Origin of the sequence: Paenibacillus sp. P2(2022) (assembly GCF_029522175.1) — a bacterium.
GTDB classification, from domain to species: domain Bacteria; phylum Bacillota; class Bacilli; order Paenibacillales; family Paenibacillaceae; genus Paenibacillus; species Paenibacillus polymyxa.
In genome coordinates, this window is sequence record NZ_JAKWFI010000002.1 from 250002 (window position 1) to 276131 (window position 26130).

A 26130-nucleotide genomic window follows, 5' to 3' on the forward strand; every position below is an offset into this window, starting at 1 on the left:
TAGCCGATCATAATTGTATAATCTCTAAAGTAAGTCTTCTGTACGATCTGTCTCGTCAGTAAATGACATGAAAATGAAATACATTTTCTAAAGAAAAGAGACAGTCCAGGGATCTAACACTAAGGGGGAACAGTATCAGCATGAAGAAATTGTTTAGTATGTCTTTGGTTATGCTGCTGGCGATCTCGGTCATTCTCGCAGGCTGCGGTAACAAAAATCAAGGTGCTTCCAACGCAAATGGTGGAGAAGCAGGCGGTTCTGCCAAAACATCAAATGTCCAACTTGGCATGGTTACAGATGTGGGCGGAGTAAACGACAAATCGTTTAACCAATCTGCTTGGGAGGCACTTCAAGCTATTGAGAAAGAATCAGGCGTTAAAGTTAAATACCTGCAAAGTAAATCCGACCAAGATTATATTCCTAACCTGAACCAATTCGTTAAAGGTGATTTTAACCTGACTTGGGGTATCGGTTTTAATCTGGCGAATGCGATTGGACAAGTAGCAAAAGACAATCCGAACAAAAATTTGGCGATCATTGACAGTGTTGTGGATGCGCCTAATGTCAAATCGGTTGTATTTGCTGAAAATGAAGGTTCCTTCCTGGTAGGGGTTGTAGCTGGTAAGCTTACTAAAACAAACAAAATTGGTTTTGTGGGTGGACAAGACAGCCCGTTGATCAAACGTTTTGAAAAAGGGTTTGAAGCAGGGATTAAGGCTGTAAATCCAAAAGCACAACTGATTGTGAACTATACGGGTGCGTTTGATAAGCCGGATTTAGGTAAAGCTGCAGCAGCAACGATCTACAACGATGGTGCAGATATTATTTTCCATGCAGCTGGCGGATCAGGAACAGGCGTATTTAACGAAGCACTTGCACGTAAGCAGCAAGGTCAGCAAGTATGGGTTATCGGCGTAGATAAAGACCAATCCCTTGAGTTTGGTGATGAAGTAACATTAACGTCGATGGTAAAACGCGTAGATGAAGCAGTAAAACGCGTATCCCAAGAAGTAATTGACGGTAAGTTTAAGGGCGGTGTCGAAACACTGGCTCTGAAGGATAACGGAATTGGTTTGGCAGATACATCTACGAAAAACGTTCCTAAAGACGTGCTTGATCTTGTAGAACAATACAAGCAAAAAATCATTAAAGGCGAAATTACAGTTCCTTCGAAATAAGTTAGGTGAAGAACATAAAGGTGGCGACAAGGCTGGTTCATAAGACTAGCCTTGTTCTTACGTCTGGAGTTATAAGATTATAACGGTCAAAATCAGCTCATTGGAGCACATACTATAAAGTGTATAAGGGTGATCTCATGGATGCAGCGACCCCCGTCGTTGAGTTAAAGCAAATTACAAAACGATTCCCCGGCATCGTTGCCAACGACTCCATCAGCATCAAGCTGCATAAAGGAGAAATTCACGCCCTTTTGGGTGAGAATGGCGCGGGCAAATCTACGCTTATGAATATTCTTTTCGGACTGTATCAGCCGGATGAAGGGACCATTGAAATGGGAGGGAACCCCGTACAGATTGATAGTCCAAATAAGGCAATTGATCTGGGGATCGGCATGGTGCATCAGCATTTTAAGCTCGTACAGCCGTTTACCGTAACCGAAAATATTGTCCTTGGGTCGGAGCCACGTAAAGGTCTGAAAATCAATTATAAAAAGGCTGCCGCAGAAGTACAGCGGTTGTCTGAACAATACGGACTTCAGGTAAATCCGAATGCCAAAATTGAGGATATATCTGTTGGTATGCAACAGCGTGTGGAAATTATCAAAACGCTTTATCGCGGTGCAGATATTCTAATTTTTGATGAGCCAACAGCGGTGCTGACACCACAGGAAATCTCTGAGTTGCTGGACATTATGAAGCGCTTAGTAGCTGAAGGCAAATCAATTATTCTTATCACTCATAAACTCAAAGAAATTATGCAAATTGCAGATACGGTTACGATTATTCGCCGAGGTAAAGTTATTGACACGGTCAAAACATCTGAAACAACACCAAATGAGTTGGCTGAGAAAATGGTGGGCCGTCGTGTGTCCTTTAAAGTGGATAAGAAGCTTGCTCAACCAGGACAAACTGTACTGGAAATGAACAAAGTAATTTCTAAAAACAAGGATGGCATTCATGTTCTGAATGAATTGAACCTGCAGGTTAAGGCCGGCGAGATTTTGGGGATTGCCGGAGTAGACGGCAATGGACAGAGTGAGCTAATAGAAGCTTTGACAGGCTTGCGCAAGGTGGATAGCGGAAGTATCCGTTTGCTCGGAACAGAACTGGCAAATCAGCCACCGCGCAAAATTTCAGAGGCAGGCGTTTCACATATACCGGAGGATCGCCATAAGCATGGGTTGGTGCTCGATTTTTCCATGAGTGAAAATATGGTGCTGGAGACGTATTATCAGGCGCCTTACAGTAAAAACGGCTTCTTGAACAAGGACGCTATAGAAAAACAGGCAAAAAGTCTTATTGAGAAGTTTGATGTTAGAACACCAGATATTCATACCAAGGCAAGATCGCTATCTGGTGGAAATCAGCAAAAGGCAATCATAGCGCGTGAAATTGATAAAAACCCAGACCTTCTCATTGCGGCGCAGCCTACACGCGGGCTGGATGTCGGAGCTATTGAATTTGTCCAGAAACAATTGATTGCTCAGCGGGATCAAGGTAAAGCGGTACTGCTCATTTCTTTTGAGCTGGACGAGATTATGAATGTATCCGATCGAATTGCTGTTATTTATGAGGGTAAGATTGTCGGGGAAGTGCTGCCTGAAGAAACGAATGACCAGGAACTGGGGCTAATGATGGCAGGAAGTGCAGTGAAGAAAGGAGTAGAGAATGGCTAACCTATTGAAAATATTCACAAAAGACTCCTTAGTTCTGGCTCTGGTCTCTATTATTCTAGGCCTCATTCTGGGTGCTATCGTGATGTTGATTGGCGGGTATGATCCTATTGTGGCTTATTCCGCTTTGTTTAGCCGTGTGTACGGAGATTCCTACAATTTTGGCGAAGCGATCCGTGAGATGACACCGTTGATTTTAACAGGCTTGGCATTTGCTTTTGCGGCTCGTGCCGGGTTGTTTAACATCGGTGGCGAAGGTCAATTTTTGGTCGGTATGACAGCTGCTTCGATTGTAGGTATCAAACTTCATGGGCTGCCTGCTATCCTTCATGCACCGCTGGCTGTGATCGCAGGAGCTGTTTTCGGAGGCTTGTGGGCTGCGATTGCTGGCTATTTGAAGGCCAAGCGAGGCGTGAACGAAGTTATTACATGTATTATGATGAACTGGATCGGTCTGTATTTGGCTAATTTGGTGATTAATCAGTTCGCACTTATGGAAGGCGAAAATCGCTCTGTGGATATCCAACCTTCCGCTTCTATTTCCATTGATTGGCTGTCCCAGATGATGGGGAATGCTCGGGTTCATTGGGGCACAGTTATTGCTGTGCTGGCGGCAGTGTTTTTCTATATTTTCATGTGGAAAACAAAGCAGGGCTATGAGCTTCGGGCTGTCGGATTTAATCAGGATGCATCCCGTTATGCAGGTATGAATGTAAATCGTAATATCATAAAAGCGATGTTTATTAGTGGTGTTTTTGCCGGATTGGCTGGCGCTTTTGAGGTGCTGGGGGTTTTCCATTATCAATCTGTCATGGCAGGATCACCAGGAACGGGCTTTGACGGTATCGCTGTGTCTTTGATTGGGATGAATAATCCGTTCGGTGTACTGCTCGGTTCTGTTTTGTTCGGAACACTTACGTATGGTTCTGCGGGGATGAGCTTTAGCGCGGATGTACCGCCAGAAATTATCCGGGTAGTCATTGGCTCGATTATTTTCTTCATTGCGGCCCAAGGTATTGTGCGTTGGGTTGTGAAGCCGCTCTACTCCAAGCGGAAGAAAGAGAAGGTGTTGTAAAATGAGTTGGTTAACACTTGGTGAATTAATCCATACAACGCTCGTTTTTGCGACGGCGATTATTTTTGCGTCTCTTGGCGGAGTTTTTTCGGAAAAATCCGGTGTAACGAATCTTGGACTGGAAGGTCTTATGGTGTTTGGCGCGTTTGCGGCAGGTGTGGGCGGATTTTATGCTGAGCAAGCAGGATTAGGTGGCACCTCTGCGGCTTGGGTAGGTGTGCTGTCAGCTGCGGTGTTCGGTATTCTGGTTTCGCTAATTCATGCTGTAGCCTCTATTACGTTCAAGGCTGATCAGGTAATCAGCGGGATTGTCATTAACTTCTTGGCAGCAGGTAGTACACTGTACATGGTTAAGCTGTTATTTGAGGGTGATGGGGACACCGGTCGAATTCAAGGTTTTAACGAGATATCCATTCCTTATCTTGTGGATATTCCGATTGCAGGAAAAGCATTCTTCCAAGCCTATCCAACGACATATCTAGCTATTCTATTAGTTATTATCGGCTACTTTACTTTGTATAAAACTCCGTTTGGCTTGCGTTTGCGTTCAGTAGGGGAGCATCCGGGTGCAGCCGATACAGTGGGGATCAAAGTCAATCGCCTTCGTTACATCGGTGTTATGATTAGTGGTGCGTTGGCTGGGATTGGTGGAGCTACGATCACTTTGACTACAACCAATATGTTCTCACATAATACCGTTTCAGGGCAGGGCTATATTGCTATTGCGGCTATGATTTTCGGTAAATGGAATCCGCTCGGTGCTTTTGGAGCGGCAGTGTTTTTCGGTTTTTCACAAGCCATTCGCAACTATGTGCAGTTGTTTGCATGGTCGCAAAGTATTCCCCAGGAAATTATTTTTATGTTGCCGTATCTCCTGACAATTATTGTGCTGGTAGCGGCAGTTGGACGTTCACGTGCTCCGGCCGCTTTGGGTCAACTGTATGATCCAAGCAAGCGTTAATGACTCATAGACAACTAATGTTTTTAAATACACATATTGGTGTATATGAAAATCTGGTATCTGCATGTGCAGGTACCAGATTTTTTTTACATTGTGCAGGCATTTAAACATACGCTTATGGCTTGAATGGAATAGACTGTGCTATGCAGATTGGACGGACGCTCGGCCCCTGTCAGCTCCAGTCTATTTTGTGGTGGTGATGAGCTATCAAGGAGCCGTTCAATCTGTCCATCCGTTGAGAAAGAAGGAGGAAATACGATGAAACAGGCAGTAACCAGAAAGCAGGTGGAGAAGCTTGTCGGCAAAGTCATCTTCGCTACACGTAAGGATGGCTCTCGGGTCAGTGGCAAGCTGATTCGCATTTCGGGTAACAGACTGATTCTCCAACCAAACCGTAAGAAAAAAGTAAACACGAAAGCGATTATTCCTCTGGTGCTTTTTGATTTGCTGGCCATTGGCACAGCTCCATACGTGGGTGCCTACGGTGGCTACGGTCCAGGTTATGGAGGACCAGGTTATGGAGGTCCAGGATATGGTCCGCAATATGGACCGTACACAGACGGGGGCTACCCCGGGATAGGCAATCCTTTTTACCCTAACTTTTTTTAGTTTTACAAAATCCTGAGCCCGAAAACCATATTTTTCACAGTGACTTTTCGAGTTCGTGACATCGGCTTAGAGCCACGTATCGTAGCATATGATATTGATGACGTAGATAAAAATGGATCCCTCGCACATTGTCTTCGTCCACCATCACTTTAGCCCGCTTGCAACGTCGCAATCGGCCATATTGCTCGGCATACTCCAGCAACTTTTTTCCGTATCTTTTACCTTGCTGAGCCGAAGAGATTGCGATCAAATCAATGTATAATAGTTCTCCATGCAGCATAACATGAATGAAGCCAACAACCTGTGCATTATCCGGTCTGCAAGCTACAAAAGTGATGCCCCGGTTTAAGCGCCGGGGTAATTCTTTGCGTATTTGATCCATTTCCTGGGCACTTAAATGCGATAGGGGGACAAGCTCTTGCTCGATTAGACGAAAGATCATTTTGTCATCTTGGGCGCATCGTTTGCGAATCATAAACGGGCCTCCTTTTTTACCCTTTTAACAAGATATGTCATGGCTTCGGAGGAGTACAAAGTCTCACTGTGCGGTCTTTTTTATCATATGCGGGCACCTCTTACAAGCGTGCGACTCAAAGGTGCTTAAGAAGAGAAACATAAATTTTTATGAAATATGGGTATTGACTATCCCAGATGGGGGACATATAATGTGTCTAAACATTTGAAAGAATGACATGAACACAACGGCAATGAAGAGGACGAAGTGATTAGGGCTCTTTTGTTCAGAGAGTGAGGCATTAGCTGCAAGCTTCACCAAAATCCCTTTTTAACGAGCTCACCTTGGAGCTGTTTTCCTGAAAAGTATTTGGGCCCAATGATATTAACGGTGCGCTGAATCGCCTATTAGGGAAAATCGTACGGTCTACGTTACAGACGCCAGATATGGAGATCCTTTGTGATTTCTGTACCTACTAAGGTTCGATATTGCAAAATATCGGGCAAATACGGGTGGTACCACGGAAGCTACAGCCTTTCGTCCCTCAGTAACAGCAAGTCTGTTCTAGGGATGAAAGGTTTTTTTGTTTTCACAAATGTCAGCTGTATGTAAATTTTGTAAAGGAGGATGACCAATGAGTGCACAAATTCCTGAAGTTAGGTCAACCGATGAATTACGTGAAAAGTGGATGAAACCTGAAGTGATTACAGGTTCGGAAATTTTACTCCGTAGCCTTTTGCTGGAGGGAGTGGATTGTGTCTTCGGATATCCTGGTGGTGCGGTGCTTTATATCTATGATGCCATGTACGGCTTCAAGGATTTCAAGCATGTCCTCACTCGTCACGAGCAGGGAGCTATTCATGCGGCAGATGGTTATGCACGGGCAAGCGGTAAAGTTGGTGTCTGTATCGCGACTTCCGGACCTGGAGCAACAAACTTGGTAACTGGCATTGCGACGGCTTATATGGATTCGGTGCCGTTGGTGGTCATCACGGGCAACGTTGTATCTTCCCTGATCGGTACAGATGCTTTCCAGGAAGCTGATATCACGGGAATTACAATGCCGATTACGAAGCACAGCTATCTGGTGAGAGATGTAGAGGATCTGCCGCGAATCATCCATGAGGCATTTCATATTGCCAACACAGGCAGAAAAGGACCAGTACTGATTGATATTCCGAAGGATGTCTCCGCAGCCCAGACGTTGTTTGTTCCACAGACGGAACCTGTGACCATGCGGGGTTACAACCCGAAAGTGTTGCCCAACAAAATTCAACTAGACAAGCTGACGCAAGCTATTGCCGAAGCAGAACGTCCATTCATTCTGGCAGGTGGTGGAGTTGTATACTCCGGCGGACATGAAGCACTTTACGAGTTTGTTCGTAAAACGGAAATTCCAATTGCGACAACATTGCTTGGATTGGGAGGATTCCCAAGTGGACATGAGCTCTGGACAGGGATGCCGGGAATGCACGGAACATACACTTCCAACCAGGCGATTCAGCAGTCAGATTTACTGATCTGTATCGGTGCCCGCTTTGATGATCGGGTGACTGGCAAGTTGGATGGATTTGCTCCTCAAGCAAAGATCGTACACATTGACATCGACCCTGCGGAGATTGGAAAAAATGTTGCCGCGGATATTCCAATCGTAGGCGACGTGAAGGCAGTTTTGGAATTACTGAATCAGGATGTGAAACGCGCAGACCTGGCAGATGCATGGAGAGCGCAAATTCAGCAATGGAAGGCAGAGAAGCCTTATTCTTATAAGGATTCTGAAACGGTGCTTAAGCCACAATGGGTTATCGAATTGTTGGATAAAACGACCAAGGGCGGAGCAATCGTTACGACGGACGTAGGACAACATCAAATGTGGGCAGCACAGTATTACAAATTCAATCAGCCACGCTCATGGGTTACCTCGGGTGGACTGGGTACGATGGGATTTGGTTTCCCTTCTGCCATCGGCGCTCAGATGGCCAATCCCGACAGATTGGTAATATCGATTAACGGAGACGGCGGTATGCAGATGTGCTCGCAGGAATTAGCCATCTGTGCAATCAATAACATTCCGGTCAAAATCGTAATCATTAACAACCAGGTACTTGGAATGGTTCGCCAATGGCAAGAATTGATCTATAACAATCGGTACAGTCACATTGATCTGGCTGGAAGCCCGGATTTTGTGAAACTGGCCGAAGCATACGGTGTCAAAGGACTGCGTGCTACGAATAAGGAAGAAGCACGTCGGGCTTGGCAGGAGGCGCTTGATACACCCGGACCGGTCGTTGTCGAGTTTGTAGTCAGCAAGGAAGAAAATGTATATCCGATGGTGACGCAAGGTTCGACCATTGATCAAATGCTGATGGGGGACGAGTAAAATGACGACGAAAAATACCATTGCTGTACTGGTAAATGATCATCCCGGCGTTTTGCAACGTGTATCTGGACTGTTTGGCCGCCGTGGCTTTAACATTGAGAGCATCACCGTCGGTCAATCGGAAGAAGCTGGATTATCCCGTATGGTCATAGTGACTGTAGGAGATGAGAACAACCTGGAGCAGATTGAAAAGCAGCTTTACAAGCTGGTTGATGTGATCAAGGTCATTGATCTCAGTTCCAAGCCGATGGTTGCTCGGGAATTGGCAATGATTAAGGTAAAGGCTGAACCGCCCCAGCGACCAGAAATTATGGGCGTGGTAGAAACGTTCAGAGCAGCTGTAATTGATGTTGGAACGACGAGCTTAATTGTTCAGGTCATTGGCGATACCGAAAAAATTGATGCAATGATCGAATTGCTGAAGCCTTATGGTATTCGCGAGTTGACCCGAACCGGGGTTACAGCTATGATACGTGGCAATGCATAATATGAAGCTTTAACGATTTACCGCTTATAGCGCATTACATCATTAAAGAACCGCCCGCATAAGAGCGGGTGCTCGAAGAGATTTTTAAATGCCATTCAGAGGCGAAGTCTCTTGGACTACCCGCTCATTATGAAGGGTCCAATTAAAAGGAGGAAATTAACCATGGCAGTTACAACGTACTACGAAAAAGATGCAGAACTTAGCGTATTGAAAGGAAAAACAGTGGCCGTTATCGGTTACGGTAGCCAAGGACATGCCCAAGCACAAAACTTGCGTGACAGTGGTGTGAATGTTGTTATTGGTTTGCGTGAAGGCAAATCAGCTGATGTCGCAAGAAACGACGGTTTTGAAGTTCTGAACGTAGCTGATGCAACAAGCCGTGCAGATGTGGTTCAAATTTTGTTGCCTGATGAAACTCAAGCTTCTGTCTACAAAAATGAAATCGAACCTAACCTGAAAAAAGGCGCAGCACTTTTGTTCTCCCATGGTTTCAATGTTCATTTTGGACAAATCGTAGCTCCTAAAGATAGCGATGTATTGCTGGTTGCTCCAAAATCCCCAGGACATATGGTACGTCGTACCTATGTAGAAGGGTTTGGCGTACCGGGGTTGATCGCAATTGAGCAGGACGCAACAGGTCAAGCCAAGGAGATCGGTCTTGCATACGCAAAAGGCATTGGCTGTACACGTGCGGGCGTAATTGAAACCTCCTTCCGTGAAGAAACGGAGACGGACCTGTTCGGTGAGCAGGCGGTATTGTGTGGCGGTGTGAGCGCACTCGTAAAAGCGGGCTTTGAAACATTGACTGAGGCAGGTTATGCTCCTGAGATGGCATACTTCGAATGCTTGCATGAGCTTAAGCTGATCGTTGACCTGATGTATGAAGGTGGATTGGCAACAATGCGTGATTCCATCAGTAATACAGCAGAATATGGCGATTATGTAACTGGACCACGTGTGGTAACAGAAGATACGAAGAAAGCTATGAAGGATGTATTGACTGACATTCAACAAGGTAAATTTGCTCGTGACTTCATCCTTGAAAATCAATCTGGACGTGCATTCCTGACGGCTACTCGTCGTAATGAAGCTAACCATCCGATTGAAGTAGTGGGCGGACAATTGCGTGAAATGATGCATTGGATCAAAAAGTAATAACCTTTTGTACTATAAGCTCGACAACATGAATTATTTATAAATATTAATTACAATGCGGCCCTGCTTATTGCGTGAGCCGCATTGTAATTTAAGGGTCCAAATCCTGAGGAGGTGCGTTAGGTTGCGCAAAATATATATATTTGACACAACGTTGAGAGACGGAGAACAGTCACCTGGCGTGAACTTGAATACTCGTGAGAAAGTAGAGATCGCTCATCAGTTGGAGAAGCTGGGAATCGATCGTATGGAGGCTGGGTTCCCAGCTGCTTCTCCGGGTGATCTCGCGGCTGTTAATGCAGTAGCAAAAGCTGTAAAAAATTCGACTGTTATTGGCCTTTCGCGTGCAAGGGAACAGGATATTGATGCGGTTCGCGAGGCACTTAAGGGAGCACAGGACCCGTGTATCCATATCTTTTTGGCAACCTCTCCAATTCATCGTCAGCATAAGCTGCGGATGGAGAAGGCACAGGTACTGGAAACGGCCCGTGCAGCCATTCGTTATGGATTGAAGTATTTGCCAAAAGTGGAGTTTTCATTGGAGGATGCAGGGCGAACGGAGCTTGATTTTGTGGTTGAAATGGTCACCATGGCTGTACAGGAAGGGGCTTCTGTCGTCAATATTCCAGATACGGTAGGTTACCTAACACCATACGAATACGGAAATATATTCAAACATATCAAGCAAAATGTGGTTGATGTGGAGAAGATTCAATTGAGTGCACATTGCCACAATGACTTGGGAATGGCTACTGCGAATACGCTTGCTGCCATCCTGCACGGTGCAGATCAGATTGAGGGAACGATTAACGGTATCGGTGAACGTGCTGGAAACACGGCCATTGAGGAAATCGCCATGGCACTGGAGACGAGACAGGAATTTTTCCAGGCCAAAACGTCTCTGCAACTGTCTGAAATTGCACGTACGAGCCGTTTGGTTAGCCGTTTGACGGGGATGGTAGTGCCGGGCAACAAGGCGATCGTGGGTGCTAACGCTTTTGCGCACGAATCAGGTATTCACCAAGACGGCATGCTGAAGGAAAAGACGACCTATGAGATTATGACACCGGAAAGTATCGGTCTGAAAGAAAGCAAGCTAGTACTGGGCAAGCATTCAGGGCGTCATGCTTTCCGAGAGCGTTTGGTCGAATTGGGCTACGAATTGAACGATGAAGATCTGAATCGCGCTTTTGGTCAGTTTAAGGATTTGGCTGATAAGAAGAAGGAAGTATCGGATGATGATATCTTGGCATTGTTGGAAGAAAAATTGGCCGATGCACCTGAAGTCTTCAAGCTGGAAACCATTTTCGTAACTTACGGGAACAAGGCTACGCCTTCCGCACAAGTGCGCCTGGTTAACGATGAAGGTCAGGTAATCGAGACAGAAGCTGAGGGAAATGGTTCAGTCGATGCGATCTATAATGCGATTGACCAAGCCAGCAGCGAGAGTGTTGTACTTTCTGATTACTCCATCAAATCTGTTACCCATGGCAAGGACGCTCTAGGTGAAGTACATGTGGTGCTGACTCAAAACGGAATATCTGTACAGGGACGCGGGGTAAGCACTGATATTTTGGAAGCAAGTGCACGAGCTTATGTGGATGCACTGAATGGTTTGATCGACAAGCGTAAAAATTACAGCAATCGCGTAGATTATAAATCCTAAGTTTATACATGCCTATGAAATGAATATAGACAGGATCGGGTGTTACCGGTCCTGTTTTCTTGTTCTCTGATGGAAAAATCAGCTTATAGGCTGAGCCTATTGAATTGATAGATTCTATATCTTGGTCAAAGCCCTGCTTTATATGTTACAAAGAAGGTATGAGAAATACGGCTGTATGGCTGTATAACAAGAGGAGTGTACGTGATGGCAGACGTTAAAAAGATTGCAGTAATAGCGGGAGACGGAATCGGACCTGAAGTGGTCGCAGAGGCAGAGAAAATTTTGAAACGTACGGAAGAAGTATTTGGCCTTTCATTTGAAACAGAGCATGCGCTGTTCGGCGGGATTGCCATTGATAAGAAAGGGACTCCATTGCCGGAAGAAACACTGGCCGTATGTCAATCTGCAGATGCCGTGCTGTTGGGAGCGGTAGGAGGACCACAATGGGACAACAATCCTAAGGAGCTTCGTCCTGAAACCGGATTGCTCGGTATTCGCAAAGAGCTTGGTCTGTTTTCAAATCTTCGTCCTGCTGTCGTTTTCGATTGTCTTAAGGACGCATCTACTTTGAAACCAGAGGTACTGGAAGGAACGGACTTGATCGTGGTGCGCGAACTGACGGGCGGCATTTATTTCGGTGAGAAGTATAGACGAGAGAGTGCTCAGGGTGAAGAAGCGGTCGATACTTGCGCATATAATGTAACAGAAGTAGAGCGTATTGTTCGTCAATCCTTCGAAATTGCACAAAAACGTCGCAAAAAACTCGCATCGGTGGATAAGGCTAATGTACTGGAAACTTCCCGTTTGTGGCGTGAAGTCGTTAACCGGGTCGCTGTAGATTACCCAGATGTCGAGCTTGAGCATGTATTGGTTGATAACTGTGCCATGCAATTGTTGCGTCGTCCATCTAGTTTTGACGTCATCGTAACGGAAAATATGTTTGGTGACATTCTTAGTGATGAAGCAGCTATGCTGACCGGGTCCATCGGTATGCTCTCCTCTGCATCACTGGGAGAAGGCAGCTTCGGTCTGTACGAGCCGGTGCACGGCTCGGCGCCTGATATTGCAGGCCAAGGACTGGCGAATCCTATTGCAACAATTTTGTCCGTTGCTTTGATGTTCCGCCTCACCTTCGGGTACGAGAAAGCAGCTGACGCTATTGAGAAGGCGGTAGCTGAGGTACTGGATGCAGGACACCGTACGGCAGATATCGCAGTGGATAAATCACAAGCGATCTCGACTACCCAAATGGGCGATTTAATTGCAGCAGCTATTCGCTAAAGGCTCCGAAAACGCACCCGTTCTGAAAAAAAGCTTCCTATTATATAGGGCGGTTATACAGTATAACTTTACAGCAAATAATTAACATCGTAGCTCCTGAGCAATCAGGAGCTACTTGCGTATCAGAAAACTCCAAATGTGAATAAATCGTGAATTTTTAAGCTAGTTTAAAATAATTATAAAAAAGTAATGGTTATAATATTGACTTTGATTTCAGCGAATGATAACATTTATCAAGTAGGTTGTTTATTACAATACAGATGATTGAGGAAAGCACAATTGGTGTTTTTCTTACATATTTTAAAGGAGGATTTCACATTATGGCAGAAAGATTGGTAGGAAGACCCGCACCTGATTTTGCATTGGAAACAGTATCTGGAGACGGTCAAGAATTTGGCTCGGTGAAACTTTCCGATTACCGTGGCAAGTGGCTCGTATTTTTCTTCTATCCACTGGATTTCACGTTTGTATGCCCAACAGAAATTACAGCATTGAGCGATGCTGCTGACCAATTCAAAGAGCTTGATACTGAAATTTTGGGTATCAGTGTAGACTCCGTGCACAGCCACAAAGCATGGATCAACACAGCTAAAGAAAACAACGGTCTGGGCAAACTGAACTTCCCATTGGCTTCTGACATCACGAAAAAAACAGCAAGCGACTATGGCGTTCTGATCGAAGAAGAAGGCGTTGCATTGCGCGGCTTGTTCATCATTGATCCAGAAGGCGAACTGAAATATCAAGTGGTTAACCACAACGATGTAGGCCGCAGTGTAGAAGAAACATTGCGTGTACTGCAAGCTTTGCAATCCGGTGGCTTGTGCCCAATGAACTGGAAACCAGGCGATAAAAATCTGTAATATTAGCTTTACAAGTTGAACTTAAACAAGCAAGCCCCCAACAAGCGGTTACTTTACCGTTGTTGGGGGCTTGCTTGCCTGCACTATGCAGCCGAAGATATAGGAATAGCCTGTCTGATTCATGTAATACAGAGTGAAGTAACAAATAATTATGGAAATGTTGTTGTGTTCTGGAGGAATTTTGCCTGATGAAAGCGAATAAGGTATTGTAGAAGATAAACAAGGCAGAACAGGTTTTGTTCAGAGGAGGCTGAGCCCGGATGAGTTATTGCTGTGGAGCAAGCATGGTAGGAACCAAGGGAACGCTGAAGCATTACCGCACCCAAGTCCATAATGTTCCTTTGCTGTTTTGCCCGGTATGTCGTCGCATTGAAGTTCATTATAAAGTCGAAAATGAGTATGAAATTTTGGCTGAGTATGCACATGGAGATGGGGCATCCGAGATTGATTTTCAGGATTATGTCATGGAAGACGATGATACGATATTTGAAAATTGTGTAAATCGTGAGAGTGAAGATGCAGTTGAAATTGTGAAGCGCCAAATTGACATGTCGCTGGATTTATTGACGGTAGCCAAACAAATGAACGATGAGAAATGGCAGGGAGAGCTTAAGAGAAGACTGGCTGTTATGAGTCAAAGACGATCCCGGCTTCAACATAATAAGAGCGGCAGTTGACATCCTACACACCAAAGAAGCTCTCAAATCTGGAGAGCTTCTTTGGTGTGTAGGGCGCTTATTTTTAACTTATTTTTTTATTTTGGTAATGTTGCGCAGATATTATGACGAAAGAAAATAAGATAAAAATGTGGATTCGACACTTTTTCCGATTGACTGTGATCCTTAATCTTGTCTATCATAAAATAAGACTCGAATCGAAAAAAATGGTCGGAGTTGATTGAAACTGTTTTCTACACCATTTGAAGGGTAATCGATAGATACCTTTCTATTCTTCAAGAATATTACACGTCCGATACGGCCAGTTTATCATTCCGATACAAGGGGGAAGCCTGGCATGATCAGTGAATTCCAAGAAGCCTTGCTTGATACCGTGGGAGCTTGCCCTTCCACACAGATCGCCAATAATAAGTATGAAAATGTACTGGAGAACCTGGATAGTGGTATCATGCTGTTTGACAGTGACGGGGTACTGACCTTTATTAACGTGCAAATGGCGAGATTACTGGAGCTACCACGTAGTTCGCTCGCAGGTCGCAACCTGATGCAAATTTTGCATCATCCTGAGTTAAGTCGGTTTAAGAAGAAGAAAATTATGCGGATTTATAAAGAAACTATCTTTCATAGAAAGCGCTATCATGAGTTGATTGATGAGTATGGTCGGCATTGGTTGATAACAGTGACCTACGGTGATCAGATGGATGGCGATTTTTTGTTTAGTGTAAAGGATGTGTCGGATTATAAGCAGATTGAGCAAACGGCGTATCAAAACGACAAGCTGGCGATGCTGGGACGTATTTCGGCCTCTATCGCCCATGAAATCCGTAACCCGCTTACTGCAATCCGGGGTTTTATTCAATTGCTTCGGCCGCACTTGGTGGAGTTGGGTAGGGATGAGTATGCCCGTATTATTTTAACCGAGATTGATCGTGCGAACGACATTATTTATGAGTTTTTAAATTCGTCCAAGCCTTCTGCTCCACAAAAAACGGCTGTATCTGTGATGGGACTGTTGAAAGAAGTAGTGATGCTGACAGAAAGCGAGGCGTTGATGAAGGGCTGCCAGATCGCACTGGATGAAAATGATGAGCTCATGAAGGTTTCCATTGACGTGAAGCAGATTAAGCAGGTTATCCTCAATATGATTAAAAATGCGATGGATGCCATTGAAAGCATCAGCGGGGAACGAGAGGGATGCATTGATATCCATACCGTGCTTGAGGGCTCTTATGTGCACATTTGCATTGAGGATAACGGCTTAGGTATGGATCACAATACATTGGCGCGTTTATTCGATCCTTTTTTTACAACAAAAGAAAGTGGAACCGGCTTGGGATTGGCTGTGAGCTATCGTATTATCAAAAATCACGGAGGCTTCATTCATGTAGACAGTAAACATGGAAGCGGTACACAATTTAAAATCACACTTCCTGTAGTCTAATATGATGAGATTTTCGCAGAGGGGTCCTGTACATACTATTTCTGTTGTGGTGTGCAGCGTTGGGGTATAGGTATCACCTATTTGAAAAATGTCATCTGAAGCGCATGATCTGAAAAGATGATGCGCTTTTTTGGTACTGTAAGCATGTGCATTTGCATAAATGCGAAAATAAATTCATGAATATAGAACAAAAAAATGATTCACCTTTCACAGATTAAATGCTATTATATACCAGAATACAACATTTTTTTTGATACTATAGACTTAAACAACGGCTTCCAAAGCTGTCAAACGTCTTAGATGATCGGAATCTCCGATATGCAGGGGGCTGAAGAGGCTGAATGAATATACGGCTGGAAGTAAAAAAAACGATAGGCATTGGAATTGCCGCCATAGTTTTATTTGTCTTAGTGCAATTATTTCACGTAACTTTGAATAAAATATACTCCTATAATGTATTTTTCTTGGTATATCCGATTATAGGATTTGCCTGTGCGGCGATTTGTTTTTCTATTTTTTATCAATCCTGGTCCGTATTGCTGGAACAGTTAACCTGGCAGAGACTTCTTATTGCCCCAACGTTTTTGGTGGCTGGTCTGCTTTATCTTGTTCATATCGTTTCGTTTAGTTTCGTAAGCCTGACGGACTTTGCTTTGTCTCCGGGCATTTCGTTGTGGCTGCTGTTTGTAAATCGTGCCTTTACCTCGGTCATGCTCTTATTCGTTTGTTCCCTTCCATTTAGAAAGACGAAGTCAGAATACAAGACAGTGGCTTTGTGGGCAGGGATAGGCTGCACGTTGCTGATTCTAGGAGTTATAAAGGCATATGATGCAGGCTTACCGGATCTACGTATACGGTACGAATTAGGTAACCTGGGCTGGACGTTGAATCTGGTTGTCATGTTACTGCTGGTACTCACATTTATTTTTGGAGTACGAAAATATCGGAAAGTTCGCCCCGCGGAATTGGGCATGTTGCTTATGGTTCGTGGGATTGGGCTGTGTGTTGTGAGCCAGTTGTTCTATTTATTTGCTGAGCAAATGAGTGATATCAATCATCTTATAGGACTTTTGACTAACGTGATTGCGTTTTATAATTTGTTGAGCGGTCTGGTCCGGCTTATGGTTCTGGTTCCTTATCGGGAAAAACAGGCGGCAGAATCTGAATTTAATCATATTGCTTATAACGATGATATAACAGGCCTCCCCAATCGGCGACGTCTTTCCCAGCGCCTGGATAAAATATTGCGCCATTCATTGAAATCTGATGAGACAGTAGCGCTTTTAGTGCTAAATATTGATCGTTTCAAAGCGATTAATGATTCGCTTGGGCATACGGCAGGCAATTATTTGCTGTATGCGGTAGGCGAACGCTTGGGGCATTTTTGCCGCGAAGGTGAAGCGGTCTTTAGCATGGGTGGAGATGAATTTGCCTTTCTTCTAATGGGCTACGAAGATTCAGATGTCATGAGAAATCGTATTGATGATATGGTGAAGCTGTTCGATCAGCCGTTTGATATTAATGGGGAGTCTTATCATGTGATGGTGAGCGTTGGCATAGCTTTGTACCCGTCGGATGCGAATCAGAGCGAACAACTTATTCAACAGGCGGATACTGCTGTACATAGTGCCAAGGAGCAAGGGGTGAATTTTCAGCGGTATGCTAGTGCGATGCAGATGCGAGCGCATGAAAGACTCCAGTTGGAGAATGATTTGCGGCGTGCGCTTGAAAATGAAGAATTTTCATTGGTGTATCAGCCACGCGTCCACCTGCAAAGTGGCGAGCTAACGAGTTTAGAAGCGCTGGTGCGTTGGAATCATCCTCATCGCGGGATGGTGATGCCGGGTGATTTTATTCCAGTAGCTGAAGAAAGTGGCCTGATCGTGCCCTTGGGGGAATGGGTGTTGCGTGAGGCATGTCTCCAAAATAAGCAGTGGCAGGAGCTGGGGTATCCATCGATTCCGATTTCGGTCAATTTATCCATGCGCCAATTCCAGCAAAAAAAGCTGGTTGATGTCATTCGGGGCATTTTGTCCGATACGGGACTGGAGGCACGCTATTTAGAGCTGGAGATTACCGAGAGTATGACTTTTGATAAGGACCGGGCCTTTGAACAGTTGAAAAAAATAAAAGCTATTGGTGTTGCAATCAGTATTGATGATTTTGGAACGGGTTATAGCTCATTGCATTATTTGAAAAATCTTCCGATTGATCGTCTGAAAATTGACCGGTCCTTTGTAAATGAGGTACTGGTTGACAGCAAAAATGCGGCCATTGTATCTACCATTGCCTCTATGGCTCACCATTTGAAGCTGAAGGTTACGGCTGAAGGGGTGGAGAATGAGGAGCAGCTTCAATTTTTGCAGGCGCAGGATTGTCATGAAGGTCAGGGGTATTATTTTAGCCGTCCCATTCCGGCAGAAGTTTTTGAAAAATTGTTTTTACGTAAACCTGTGAATTGGCTGGCTCAGGATGGCGTCTAGTATGCTTGCATTTTACAAAAAGGTAAGTTATACTAAATACCATCCTGATTCAGTTAGTTGACAAAGTTTTGTGCATGTCATACATAAGAATCAAGATGTTATATAATGCGGGTGTAGTTCAATGGTAGAACTTCAGCCTTCCAAGCTGATAGCGTGGGTTCGATTCCCATCACCCGCTTACGATTTTTAAAATTTCGAAACCCTTGTGACTCAAGGGTTTTTATTTTGTTTGCAATAAGAATATATTTTAGCCGGGATACCAATGGGGGATCCCGGCTTTTTGCGTTCCTGCGAACTATTTTCACGCTGATAAATAATACAATATTAAATATTTTTCTTATATGCTATAAATAAACAGATAAAAAGAACTATTTACCATTTTGCGAAAAAAGTATAGTCTCGTAATTGGAATTTAATATAAAAAAAGGATGGTGTAGCTGCGATGAGAAAAATCTCTTTTCTTTTAGCTTTAGCCTTTGTGTTTTTTACTTTTTCAGCAAGTGCTACGTTCGCTGCGACTGATTTCCCAAATACGTCGACGAATGGCATGATTGGTTTTGCTGGACAGGCTAAAAGCGAAACGGGAGCTTCAAAGCCTGCTACAACAGGGGGCAAAAATGGTCAGGTCATCTATATCAATAATCTAAACGAATTGAAAAATCAGCTAGGGGACTCAACACCTAAAATTCTGGTCATCGAAAAGAATATTTCTGCTTCTTCTAAAACCGTGATCAATATTGGTTCCAACAAATCGCTAATCGGCTCTTATGCGCAAAATAAGCTAATCAATATTCATTTGAAAACAACAGCTAACTCGGGAAATGTGATCTTTCAAAATTTAACTTTTGAGCACAGCGCCAGCATTAATGGTAATGATGATATCCAGTTATATCTTACTGCGGGCACAAATTATTGGATTGATCATGTTACTTTTGCAGGTCATAATTATAATGCAAATGGCTCGGATCTGGACAAGCTTTTGTACATAGGGCAATCGGCTGATTATGTAACCATTAGCAACTCCAAATTTGCTAATCATAAATATGGCCTTATTCTGGGTTATCCAGATGACAGCAATAAAAATTATGATGGCATGCCGCATATTACAATTGCTAATAATTATTTTGAAAACTTACTTGTACGCGGTCCAGGTCTGATGAGATATGGATATTTCCATGTGAAAAATAATTATATTAATAATTTTCAGTTGGCTTACACAATAGCAACCAATGCACGAATTTATTCCGAAAATAATTATTTTGGAAAAGGTAGTGAAAAGGGCGGTATTCTGAATGATAAAGCCAATGGTGAATTTAAAGATGTAGGTAGTTTTCCAGCCATCACCAACCAAAAATCGCCTGTGACCCGATGGAATCCGAGCAAGAACTACCGTTATCAAGTTCAAACCCCTGAATATACTAAAGAATTTGTAACTAAGTATGCAGGTTCGTCCAATACAACGTTGGTATTTGGAAAATAAAACTGGTATTGCAAAAATACTGTGATCTGCTATACTGACTGCAAGTAAGTATCCCATAAAAAGGAAGGTAACCATACGTCCGATGAAGTAAGCACACTGATTTTCCCACTCAACTGCACGTTACTGGCAGGCGGCTGCAAGCTGCAACGGGAGAAGTGTGTCTGAAATGAAAGTAGGGACGTATGCGTATATTTCCGAAACGGGATTTGTTTTTTTCGTTCGCGGTGTTATTTTTCATATGCATATGTTCTGAAATAATTCATAGCAGTCATTCTATTTTCCTGTATGCAAGCCGCAGCCTTCTGCGGCTTTTTTTATTGCTTCCGGTGTAAAAACCGGGCTGGGAAAGGATGATCGTGGTATGAAAACCATTTTGCGAGTTCGCAATGTAGTCAAGGAATGGAACGGGACATCTATATTTGAGAATGTGTCGATGGATGTGACGGAAGGAGAACGGCTCGCGTTGTTTGGGAGGAATGGAGCCGGTAAAACAACGTTATTACGAATATTGCTGGGAGATGAAGCGCCAACCTCCGGTCAAGTAGAATATGATTTGCCCATGGAAGAGCGAGGCTGGCTGAAGCAGCAGGATACAGTGGATAGGTCTCGAACCGCACTGGAGGCCGCACAGCAGGCCAGCCCTCGGCATTGGCGTCTCAAGCAAACGCTGGGAGAGCTGGAAGCTGACCTAGCCGATGCTGGTAAGGATATGGAGCAGCAACTGGAGCGTTACGGCGAGCTGATGGATGAATACGAACGCCTGCAAGGCTTTGCTTGGGAGTCTGAGGTGGAAAAGGCGCTCACCCGAATGGGAATGCCTACACAGACCTGGTCCATTGCTTATGGTGATCTGAGTGGCGGACAGAAGACGAGAGTACGACTGGCTGGCCTGATGGTCAGGCAGCCCAAGCTGCTGGTACTGGATGAGCCAACCAACCATTTGGATGCCGAAAGTATGCTCTGGCTGGAGCAGTGGCTGTCCTCGTATCCTGGAACACTGCTGTTTGTATCGCATGACAGAGCCTTTTTGGATCAGGTGGCTACGAGTATAGTTGAGCTTACATCCACAGGTATTGAGCGCTATAAAGGTGGTTATAAGGAATATAAAGCGCAGAAGGAGCGGGAACTGCGAGAGCAGGAGGCGAGCTATCGGAAGCAGGAACTGGCGAGACAGGCGCTGGAGGAAACGATTCGAAATTACAGGGAATGGTTTCATCAGGCGCATCGCAGCGCATCCAAGGTTGAAATGGCCATTACGCAGAGCTTTTACAAGGCCAAGGCTAAAAAAAATATTTCCCGTTATCATGCAAAGGAGAAGGAATTGGAGCGACTGGAGGCTAACAGGATAGAGCAACCACGTGAAGCTCCGTCTTTGCACATGAAATTAAATGACAGCGGGTTTCAGGCTAAATATTTGCTGCGTACTGAGCAGGTTGACTTTAGCTACGACGACCATGTCATCGTGAAAAATCTAAATCTGAACGTTGCACGTGGGGATCGTTTGGCTGTTCGAGGACCCAATGGAATTGGCAAAACCACGCTGCTTCGGTTATTAACAGGTCAGCTTGAACCGAAGACGGGAAAAATCACAGCCAACCCACAGTTGAATATCGGGTATTTTTCACAGGAGTTGGAGCAGCTTCCAGAGGATCAGACGTTGCTCGACAGTCTGCTTGCACTCCCAACCATGACCCAAACAGAAGCGAGAACGGTGCTGGGCTGTTTTTTATTTGCCAAAGAGGATGTATTCAAAAGGATCGGAACGCTCAGTATGGGAGAAAAATGCAGGGTAGCTTTTCTGCGTCTGTACTTTAGTGGAGCCAATCTGCTGGTGCTGGATGAACCGACGAATTACTTTGACATTGAAACCCGTGAAATTGTAGAGGACTCTTTACGCCGATATGATGGGGCATTGGTACTCGTCTCGCATGACCGGGAGCTGGTGCGTTGTACGGCAACTCGATTACTCGATATGCAGCCGGGGGGCGGATATGAAATCTACGAGGGGACGGCCGACGAAAAACAAGAAGATGAACGGAGAAGCATCCGAGAGCCCAAGGATCAGGGAGAGCGGGAGGAACGTCTACGATTACAGCTGCGTCTTACCGAACTGATGGGAATGACGGGGACGAGTGAAGCAAATGAGGAGCTCTTGAGCGATATCAGGCGCATTCGTGCCAAGCTGGATCAGTTGAATGATCCCGATATCTGAAGGAATGAAATATAGGCGCTGCTTGCCAAAGTGCAGTAGTTTGCATATAATAATGAACAATAGTTCGTATTTAGAAAATGTCTTGATGGAGAAGAGTAGGCAGTGTCCGATTGAACAGGGAGGAAGCGCCGTAGGATTGAGAGCGTTTCTGCAAATATTGGGCTGTTGAAGTTCGCTCCGGAGCAGTTCCTTGAACCTCAAGCGTCATGTAAATGGCGGTTGTGCAAGTAGGGGATACCGGTTCACGACCGTTACAACGTGCAGAGCGAGATGATGATGCATAGCATGAATGAACCCCCGTACTGATTGCCACAAGGCAACGCATCGGGTAGCTGAACTTCATTGTCTAACGAGGGTGGTACCACGGTCTTTTCGTCCCTTTTCGGGAGAAAAGACCTTTTTTTGTTGTCTGAAAAGCTGGATATGAAGAAAGGGGACTGAACAGGCGATGAGCGAAACCATCCAAATGAAGGAACATTTGCTGGCCTTGAAGGAAGAAGCACTGGAAGTATTGGAGAAGGTGGAAACACCCAAGGAGCTGGCTGATCTACGAGTTAAATATTCGGGTAAAAAGGGTGCACTGACCGAAATTTTGCGCGGTATGGGCAAGCTGAGTGCGGAAGAGCGTCCAGTTGTTGGCCAGGTAGCCAATGAGGTGCGTGAGGCGATTGAAGAGGTCGTTAACCGTAAGCAGGACGAGTTCACGAAAGCAGAAACGAATGAGCGCCTGCAAGCAGAAAAAATCGACGTTACGTTGCCTGGACGCGCAATGCCGCAAGGCGGGCTCCACCCACTTAACAAAGTGATCGAGCAAATCGAGGATATTTTTACAGGTATGGGATATCGAGTGGCTGAGGGACCGCAGGCAGAGACCGATTATTATAACTTCGAAGCATTGAATCTGCCTAAAAACCACCCGGCACGTGATATGCAGGATTCATTTTACCTGACCGAGGATCTGTTGATGCGTACTCATACGTCACCAGTTCAGATTCGCGCGATGGAGGCGATGAAGGGTGAAACGCCTATTAAGGTGATTTGTCCGGGTACGGTATTCCGACGTGATGATGACGATGCAACGCATTCCTTCCAATTCCACCAAATTGAAGGCCTTGTGATTGGAAAAGACATTCGTATGAGTGATTTGAAAGGAACCTTGCTGCAATTTGCACGCGAAATGTTCGGGGAATCGACCGAAATCCGCTTGCGCCCAAGCTTCTTTCCGTTCACCGAGCCAAGTGCTGAAGTAGACGTGACTTTTGTGAAGAAAAACGGCGAGCGCGTGTGGATTGAAATTTTGGGCTGTGGTATGGTGCATCCGAAAGTGCTGGAAATGGGTGGTTTTGATCCCGAGGTGTACAGTGGCTTTGCATTCGGTATGGGTGTAGAACGGATAGCCATTTTGAAATACGGCATTGACGATATTCGCCATTTTTATAACAGCGATCTGTCGTTCTTGAAGCAGTTTGCGCGTCAATAAACAACTATATCAAGGGAAGTGAACCCATATGAAAGTATCATTCGAGTGGCTGTCCGAGTATGTATCACTGGATCAAGTGAGTGCGGAGGAGCTAGCAGAAAAAATCACCCGTTCGGGCATTGAAATTGATGAAGTTGAACATCGTAACCAAGGAATTACTGGCGTCGTTGTAGGCTATGTCAAAAGCAAGGAAAAGCACCCGGATGCGGATAAGCTGAATGTGTGTATTGTCGATGCGGGTCAGGGAGAAGACCTGCAAATTGTGTGTGGTGCCAAGAACGTGGATGCAGGTCAAAAGGTTCCTGTTGCAGTTGTAGGTGCCAAGCTACCAGGAGATTTTCATATTAAAAAGGCCAAGCTGCGTGGTGTTGTGTCCATGGGCATGATCTGCTCGGCCAAAGAACTGGGCATGAATGATAAGCTATTGCCAAAAGAATTGCAGGAAGGCATTTTGGTGCTGCCAGAGGATGCTGAAATTGGTACGCCAATTACGAAGCTGCTTGCCCTGGATGATCAGGTGCTGGATTTTGATTTGACACCCAACCGCTCGGATTGCCTGAGCATGCATGGAGCTGCATATGAAGTAAGTGCCATTCTAGGACGTGACATTTCGCTCGCTGACCCTGCTAAGGATCTGGTGGAAATTAGCGATGCTGCGGCAGATCACTTGTCCGTTAAGGTGGATACTCCTGAACTGTGCACACACTATGCAGCGCGTTATATCACAGGTGTTAAAGTGGGCCCTTCACCGTTATGGATTCAAAACCGTCTGATGGCGGCAGGTGTTCGTCCGATAAACAATATCGTAGATATTACGAACTACGTTATGCTGGAATATGGTCAGCCGTTGCATGCTTTTGATGCGGATAAGCTGGAAAATGGAAATATTGAGGTGCGACTTGCTCGTACAGGCGAAACTTTGATTACACTTGACAATCAGGAGCGTAAGCTGGAACCACATATGCTGTTGATCACAGACGGTGTAAAGCCGATTGCATTGGCAGGCGTGATGGGTGGAGCCAATTCTGAGGTTACGGATGCGACGGTTAGCATTGCGTTGGAATCTGCGAAGTTTGACGGCGGTACCGTTCGTAAAACATCCCGCCAACTGGGACTGCGTTCGGAAGCAAGTCTGCGTTTTGAAAAAGAGGTTGATCCAGGAGCTGTTATACCTGCTGTAAATCGTGCAGCTGCGCTGATTCAGCGTTATGCAGGGGGCACTGTACACCAGGGCATCGTAGAGTCTGCTTCTGCAAAAGCTAAAAACCACATTATCAAGCTGTCGCTAGATAAAATAAACCGATATTTGGGAACCGAACTGTCCCTGCTTGAGGTGAAGACGATTCTTGGTAGACTTCATTTTGGATGTGGCGATGCAGAACAAGGGGTGCTGGAAGTTGAAGTACCTACACGTCGTGGAGATATTACCATTGATGTGGACTTAATCGAAGAAGTGGCACGTCTGTATGGCTATGACAATATCCCAACCACGCCTATTGAGGGACCGACAACTCCAGGAGCTTTGACGGCATCGCAGTCCCTGCGTCGTTCCTTGCGCAGATTGCTGGCTCATGGTGGCTGGCAGGAAACGATCAGTTACTCTTTTGTGCATCCGCAAAGCACAGCTTTATTTAATGCTCTGACAGAAGGCAGCCATCCGGTACGTTTGGCTATGCCTATGAGCGAAGACCGTAGTGTATTGCGTACAAGCATCATTCCGCAAATGCTGGATACAGCGGTGTACAACATGAATCGGAAGCAAGATAATCTGGCGATTTTTGAGATGGGAACTGTATTTTATACAGAAGAGCAAACATTAACCCGCCAGCCGCAGGAAATTCAAGTGCTGAGTCTGCTGCTGACTGGAGTGCGCCGTGAAAAACAATGGAACATCGGAGCCGAAAAGGTTGACTTCTTTGATATTAAAGGTGCGCTTGAAACAGTGTTCGACTATTTTGGACTAAGTGCCAGCATTCGCTATGTGGCTGACCAGCCGCAAAGCTACCACCCAGGACGTTCCGCTTCGGTATGGCTGGATGTGAACGGAAACTCCCAACGGATCGGTACAGTTGGGCAGATTCATCCTGAACTGCAACAGTCCTATGGGCTGAACGATACGTATGTAGCTGAAATCGCGTTGCAACAGCTCGTTGAGCATGCAAACTCCCATATTCAGTTCAGAGAGCTGGCTCGCTTCCCGTCCGTGGAACGTGACATTGCCCTCGTGGTGAATAAAGACGTTGAGGCAGGTGAACTGCTTCGTGTTATTCACGCTGCAGGCGGAGAACTGTTGCAGGATGCACGGGTGTTTGATGTATTTACAGGCAGCAAGCTTGGTGAAGACAAGAAGAGCGTGGCTATTTCCCTGACCTATCGTCATTGGGAGCATACGTTGACGGATGAAGAGATTAATGCGGCGCATTCTCCTGTCGTTACGTCTCTAGAACAAACTTTTGGAGCGGAATTGAGAAAGTAGCAGGAAATGCGGGAAGCCGTATCGAATCTTAGTGACAGAGGTTCGATACGGCTTTTTGGCCTATCATCATAGAAGCTCTCTACTCTGATATTCACCCGCTGC

Annotated in this window: 19 protein-coding genes and 1 tRNA gene; 19 read left to right on the plus strand and 1 reads right to left on the minus strand. The window is 45.2% G+C overall.

Annotation, left to right across the window (positions count from 1 at the left end; all coding sequences use genetic code 11):
• Nucleotides 1-140: 140 nt before the first annotated feature.
• The 5 genes from MMB75_RS08350 (at nucleotide 141) to MMB75_RS08370 (ending at nucleotide 5496) form a co-directional block, all read left to right on the plus strand.
• Nucleotides 141-1178: a BMP family lipoprotein gene (locus tag MMB75_RS08350; protein ID WP_016820568.1), complete on the plus strand. Its 1038-nt coding sequence runs from the start codon at nucleotides 141-143 to the stop codon at nucleotides 1176-1178.
• Between the two features lie 137 nt (nucleotides 1179-1315).
• Nucleotides 1316-2854, plus strand: a complete 1539-nt coding sequence (locus MMB75_RS08355; RefSeq protein WP_025364391.1) for an ABC transporter ATP-binding protein — start codon at nucleotides 1316-1318, stop codon at nucleotides 2852-2854.
• Complete coding sequence (locus MMB75_RS08360) at nucleotides 2847-3926, plus strand: ABC transporter permease (RefSeq protein ID WP_045243984.1); 1080 nt, start codon at nucleotides 2847-2849, stop codon at nucleotides 3924-3926. The genes MMB75_RS08355 and MMB75_RS08360 overlap by 8 nt, the downstream gene beginning before the upstream one ends.
• Nucleotide 3927: 1 nt before the next feature.
• The gene (locus MMB75_RS08365) at nucleotides 3928-4887 is read left to right on the plus strand and encodes an ABC transporter permease (RefSeq protein WP_010349245.1); all 960 of its coding nucleotides are present in this window, start codon (nucleotides 3928-3930) and stop codon (nucleotides 4885-4887) included.
• A gap of 258 nt (nucleotides 4888-5145) precedes the next feature.
• Complete coding sequence (locus MMB75_RS08370; protein WP_016820559.1) at nucleotides 5146-5496, plus strand: hypothetical protein; 351 nt, start codon at nucleotides 5146-5148, stop codon at nucleotides 5494-5496.
• A gap of 34 nt (nucleotides 5497-5530) precedes the next feature.
• Here the strand turns inward: MMB75_RS08370 and MMB75_RS08375 are convergent, their stop codons facing one another.
• Nucleotides 5531-5971, minus strand: coding sequence for a GNAT family N-acetyltransferase (locus MMB75_RS08375; protein WP_016820557.1), 441 nt, complete (start codon nucleotides 5969-5971; stop codon nucleotides 5531-5533).
• A 613-nt stretch (nucleotides 5972-6584) separates the two neighbouring features.
• Here MMB75_RS08375 and ilvB point away from each other — a divergent pair.
• From ilvB to pheT, 14 genes are all read left to right on the plus strand, one after another.
• The gene (gene ilvB, locus MMB75_RS08380; RefSeq protein WP_016820554.1) at nucleotides 6585-8330 is read left to right on the plus strand and encodes a biosynthetic-type acetolactate synthase large subunit; all 1746 of its coding nucleotides are present in this window, start codon (nucleotides 6585-6587) and stop codon (nucleotides 8328-8330) included.
• A gap of 1 nt (nucleotide 8331) precedes the next feature.
• Nucleotides 8332-8817: an acetolactate synthase small subunit gene (gene ilvN / locus MMB75_RS08385; protein ID WP_016820552.1), complete on the plus strand. Its 486-nt coding sequence runs from the start codon at nucleotides 8332-8334 to the stop codon at nucleotides 8815-8817.
• A 162-nt stretch (nucleotides 8818-8979) separates the two neighbouring features.
• Nucleotides 8980-9972 carry a ketol-acid reductoisomerase gene (gene ilvC / locus MMB75_RS08390; protein ID WP_013309387.1) on the plus strand — a complete coding sequence of 331 codons (993 nt, stop codon included), beginning with the start codon at nucleotides 8980-8982 and terminating at the stop codon, nucleotides 9970-9972.
• 124 nt (nucleotides 9973-10096) lie between these two features.
• The gene (locus MMB75_RS08395; RefSeq protein ID WP_016820548.1) at nucleotides 10097-11638 is read left to right on the plus strand and encodes a 2-isopropylmalate synthase; all 1542 of its coding nucleotides are present in this window, start codon (nucleotides 10097-10099) and stop codon (nucleotides 11636-11638) included.
• A gap of 204 nt (nucleotides 11639-11842) precedes the next feature.
• Entirely contained in the window at nucleotides 11843-12919 is a 1077-nt protein-coding gene (leuB, locus tag MMB75_RS08400; RefSeq protein ID WP_016820547.1) for a 3-isopropylmalate dehydrogenase, read from the plus strand.
• Between the two features lie 320 nt (nucleotides 12920-13239).
• Nucleotides 13240-13779 carry a peroxiredoxin gene (locus MMB75_RS08405; protein WP_013370083.1) on the plus strand — a complete coding sequence of 180 codons (540 nt, stop codon included), beginning with the start codon at nucleotides 13240-13242 and terminating at the stop codon, nucleotides 13777-13779.
• A gap of 260 nt (nucleotides 13780-14039) precedes the next feature.
• A complete protein-coding gene (locus MMB75_RS08410) occupies nucleotides 14040-14456 on the plus strand; it encodes a hypothetical protein (RefSeq protein WP_016820546.1) in 417 nt (138 codons plus the stop codon).
• A gap of 337 nt (nucleotides 14457-14793) precedes the next feature.
• Nucleotides 14794-15897: an ATP-binding protein gene (locus MMB75_RS08415; RefSeq protein WP_016820545.1), complete on the plus strand. Its 1104-nt coding sequence runs from the start codon at nucleotides 14794-14796 to the stop codon at nucleotides 15895-15897.
• Nucleotides 15898-16238: 341 nt separating this feature from the next.
• Entirely contained in the window at nucleotides 16239-18380 is a 2142-nt protein-coding gene (locus tag MMB75_RS08420; RefSeq protein ID WP_019686643.1) for a bifunctional diguanylate cyclase/phosphodiesterase, read from the plus strand.
• 107 nt (nucleotides 18381-18487) lie between these two features.
• Nucleotides 18488-18558: transfer RNA gene (locus MMB75_RS08425), tRNA-Gly, on the plus strand.
• Between the two features lie 264 nt (nucleotides 18559-18822).
• Complete coding sequence (locus MMB75_RS08430) at nucleotides 18823-19860, plus strand: pectate lyase family protein (RefSeq protein WP_277507550.1); 1038 nt, start codon at nucleotides 18823-18825, stop codon at nucleotides 19858-19860.
• Nucleotides 19861-20221: 361 nt separating this feature from the next.
• Nucleotides 20222-22072, plus strand: a complete 1851-nt coding sequence (abc-f, locus tag MMB75_RS08435; protein WP_045243982.1) for a ribosomal protection-like ABC-F family protein — start codon at nucleotides 20222-20224, stop codon at nucleotides 22070-22072.
• 448 nt (nucleotides 22073-22520) lie between these two features.
• Nucleotides 22521-23552: a phenylalanine--tRNA ligase subunit alpha gene (gene pheS / locus MMB75_RS08440; protein WP_016820540.1), complete on the plus strand. Its 1032-nt coding sequence runs from the start codon at nucleotides 22521-22523 to the stop codon at nucleotides 23550-23552.
• A 28-nt stretch (nucleotides 23553-23580) separates the two neighbouring features.
• Nucleotides 23581-26028: a phenylalanine--tRNA ligase subunit beta gene (gene pheT / locus MMB75_RS08445; RefSeq protein ID WP_017426637.1), complete on the plus strand. Its 2448-nt coding sequence runs from the start codon at nucleotides 23581-23583 to the stop codon at nucleotides 26026-26028.
• Nucleotides 26029-26130 lie beyond the last annotated feature (102 nt).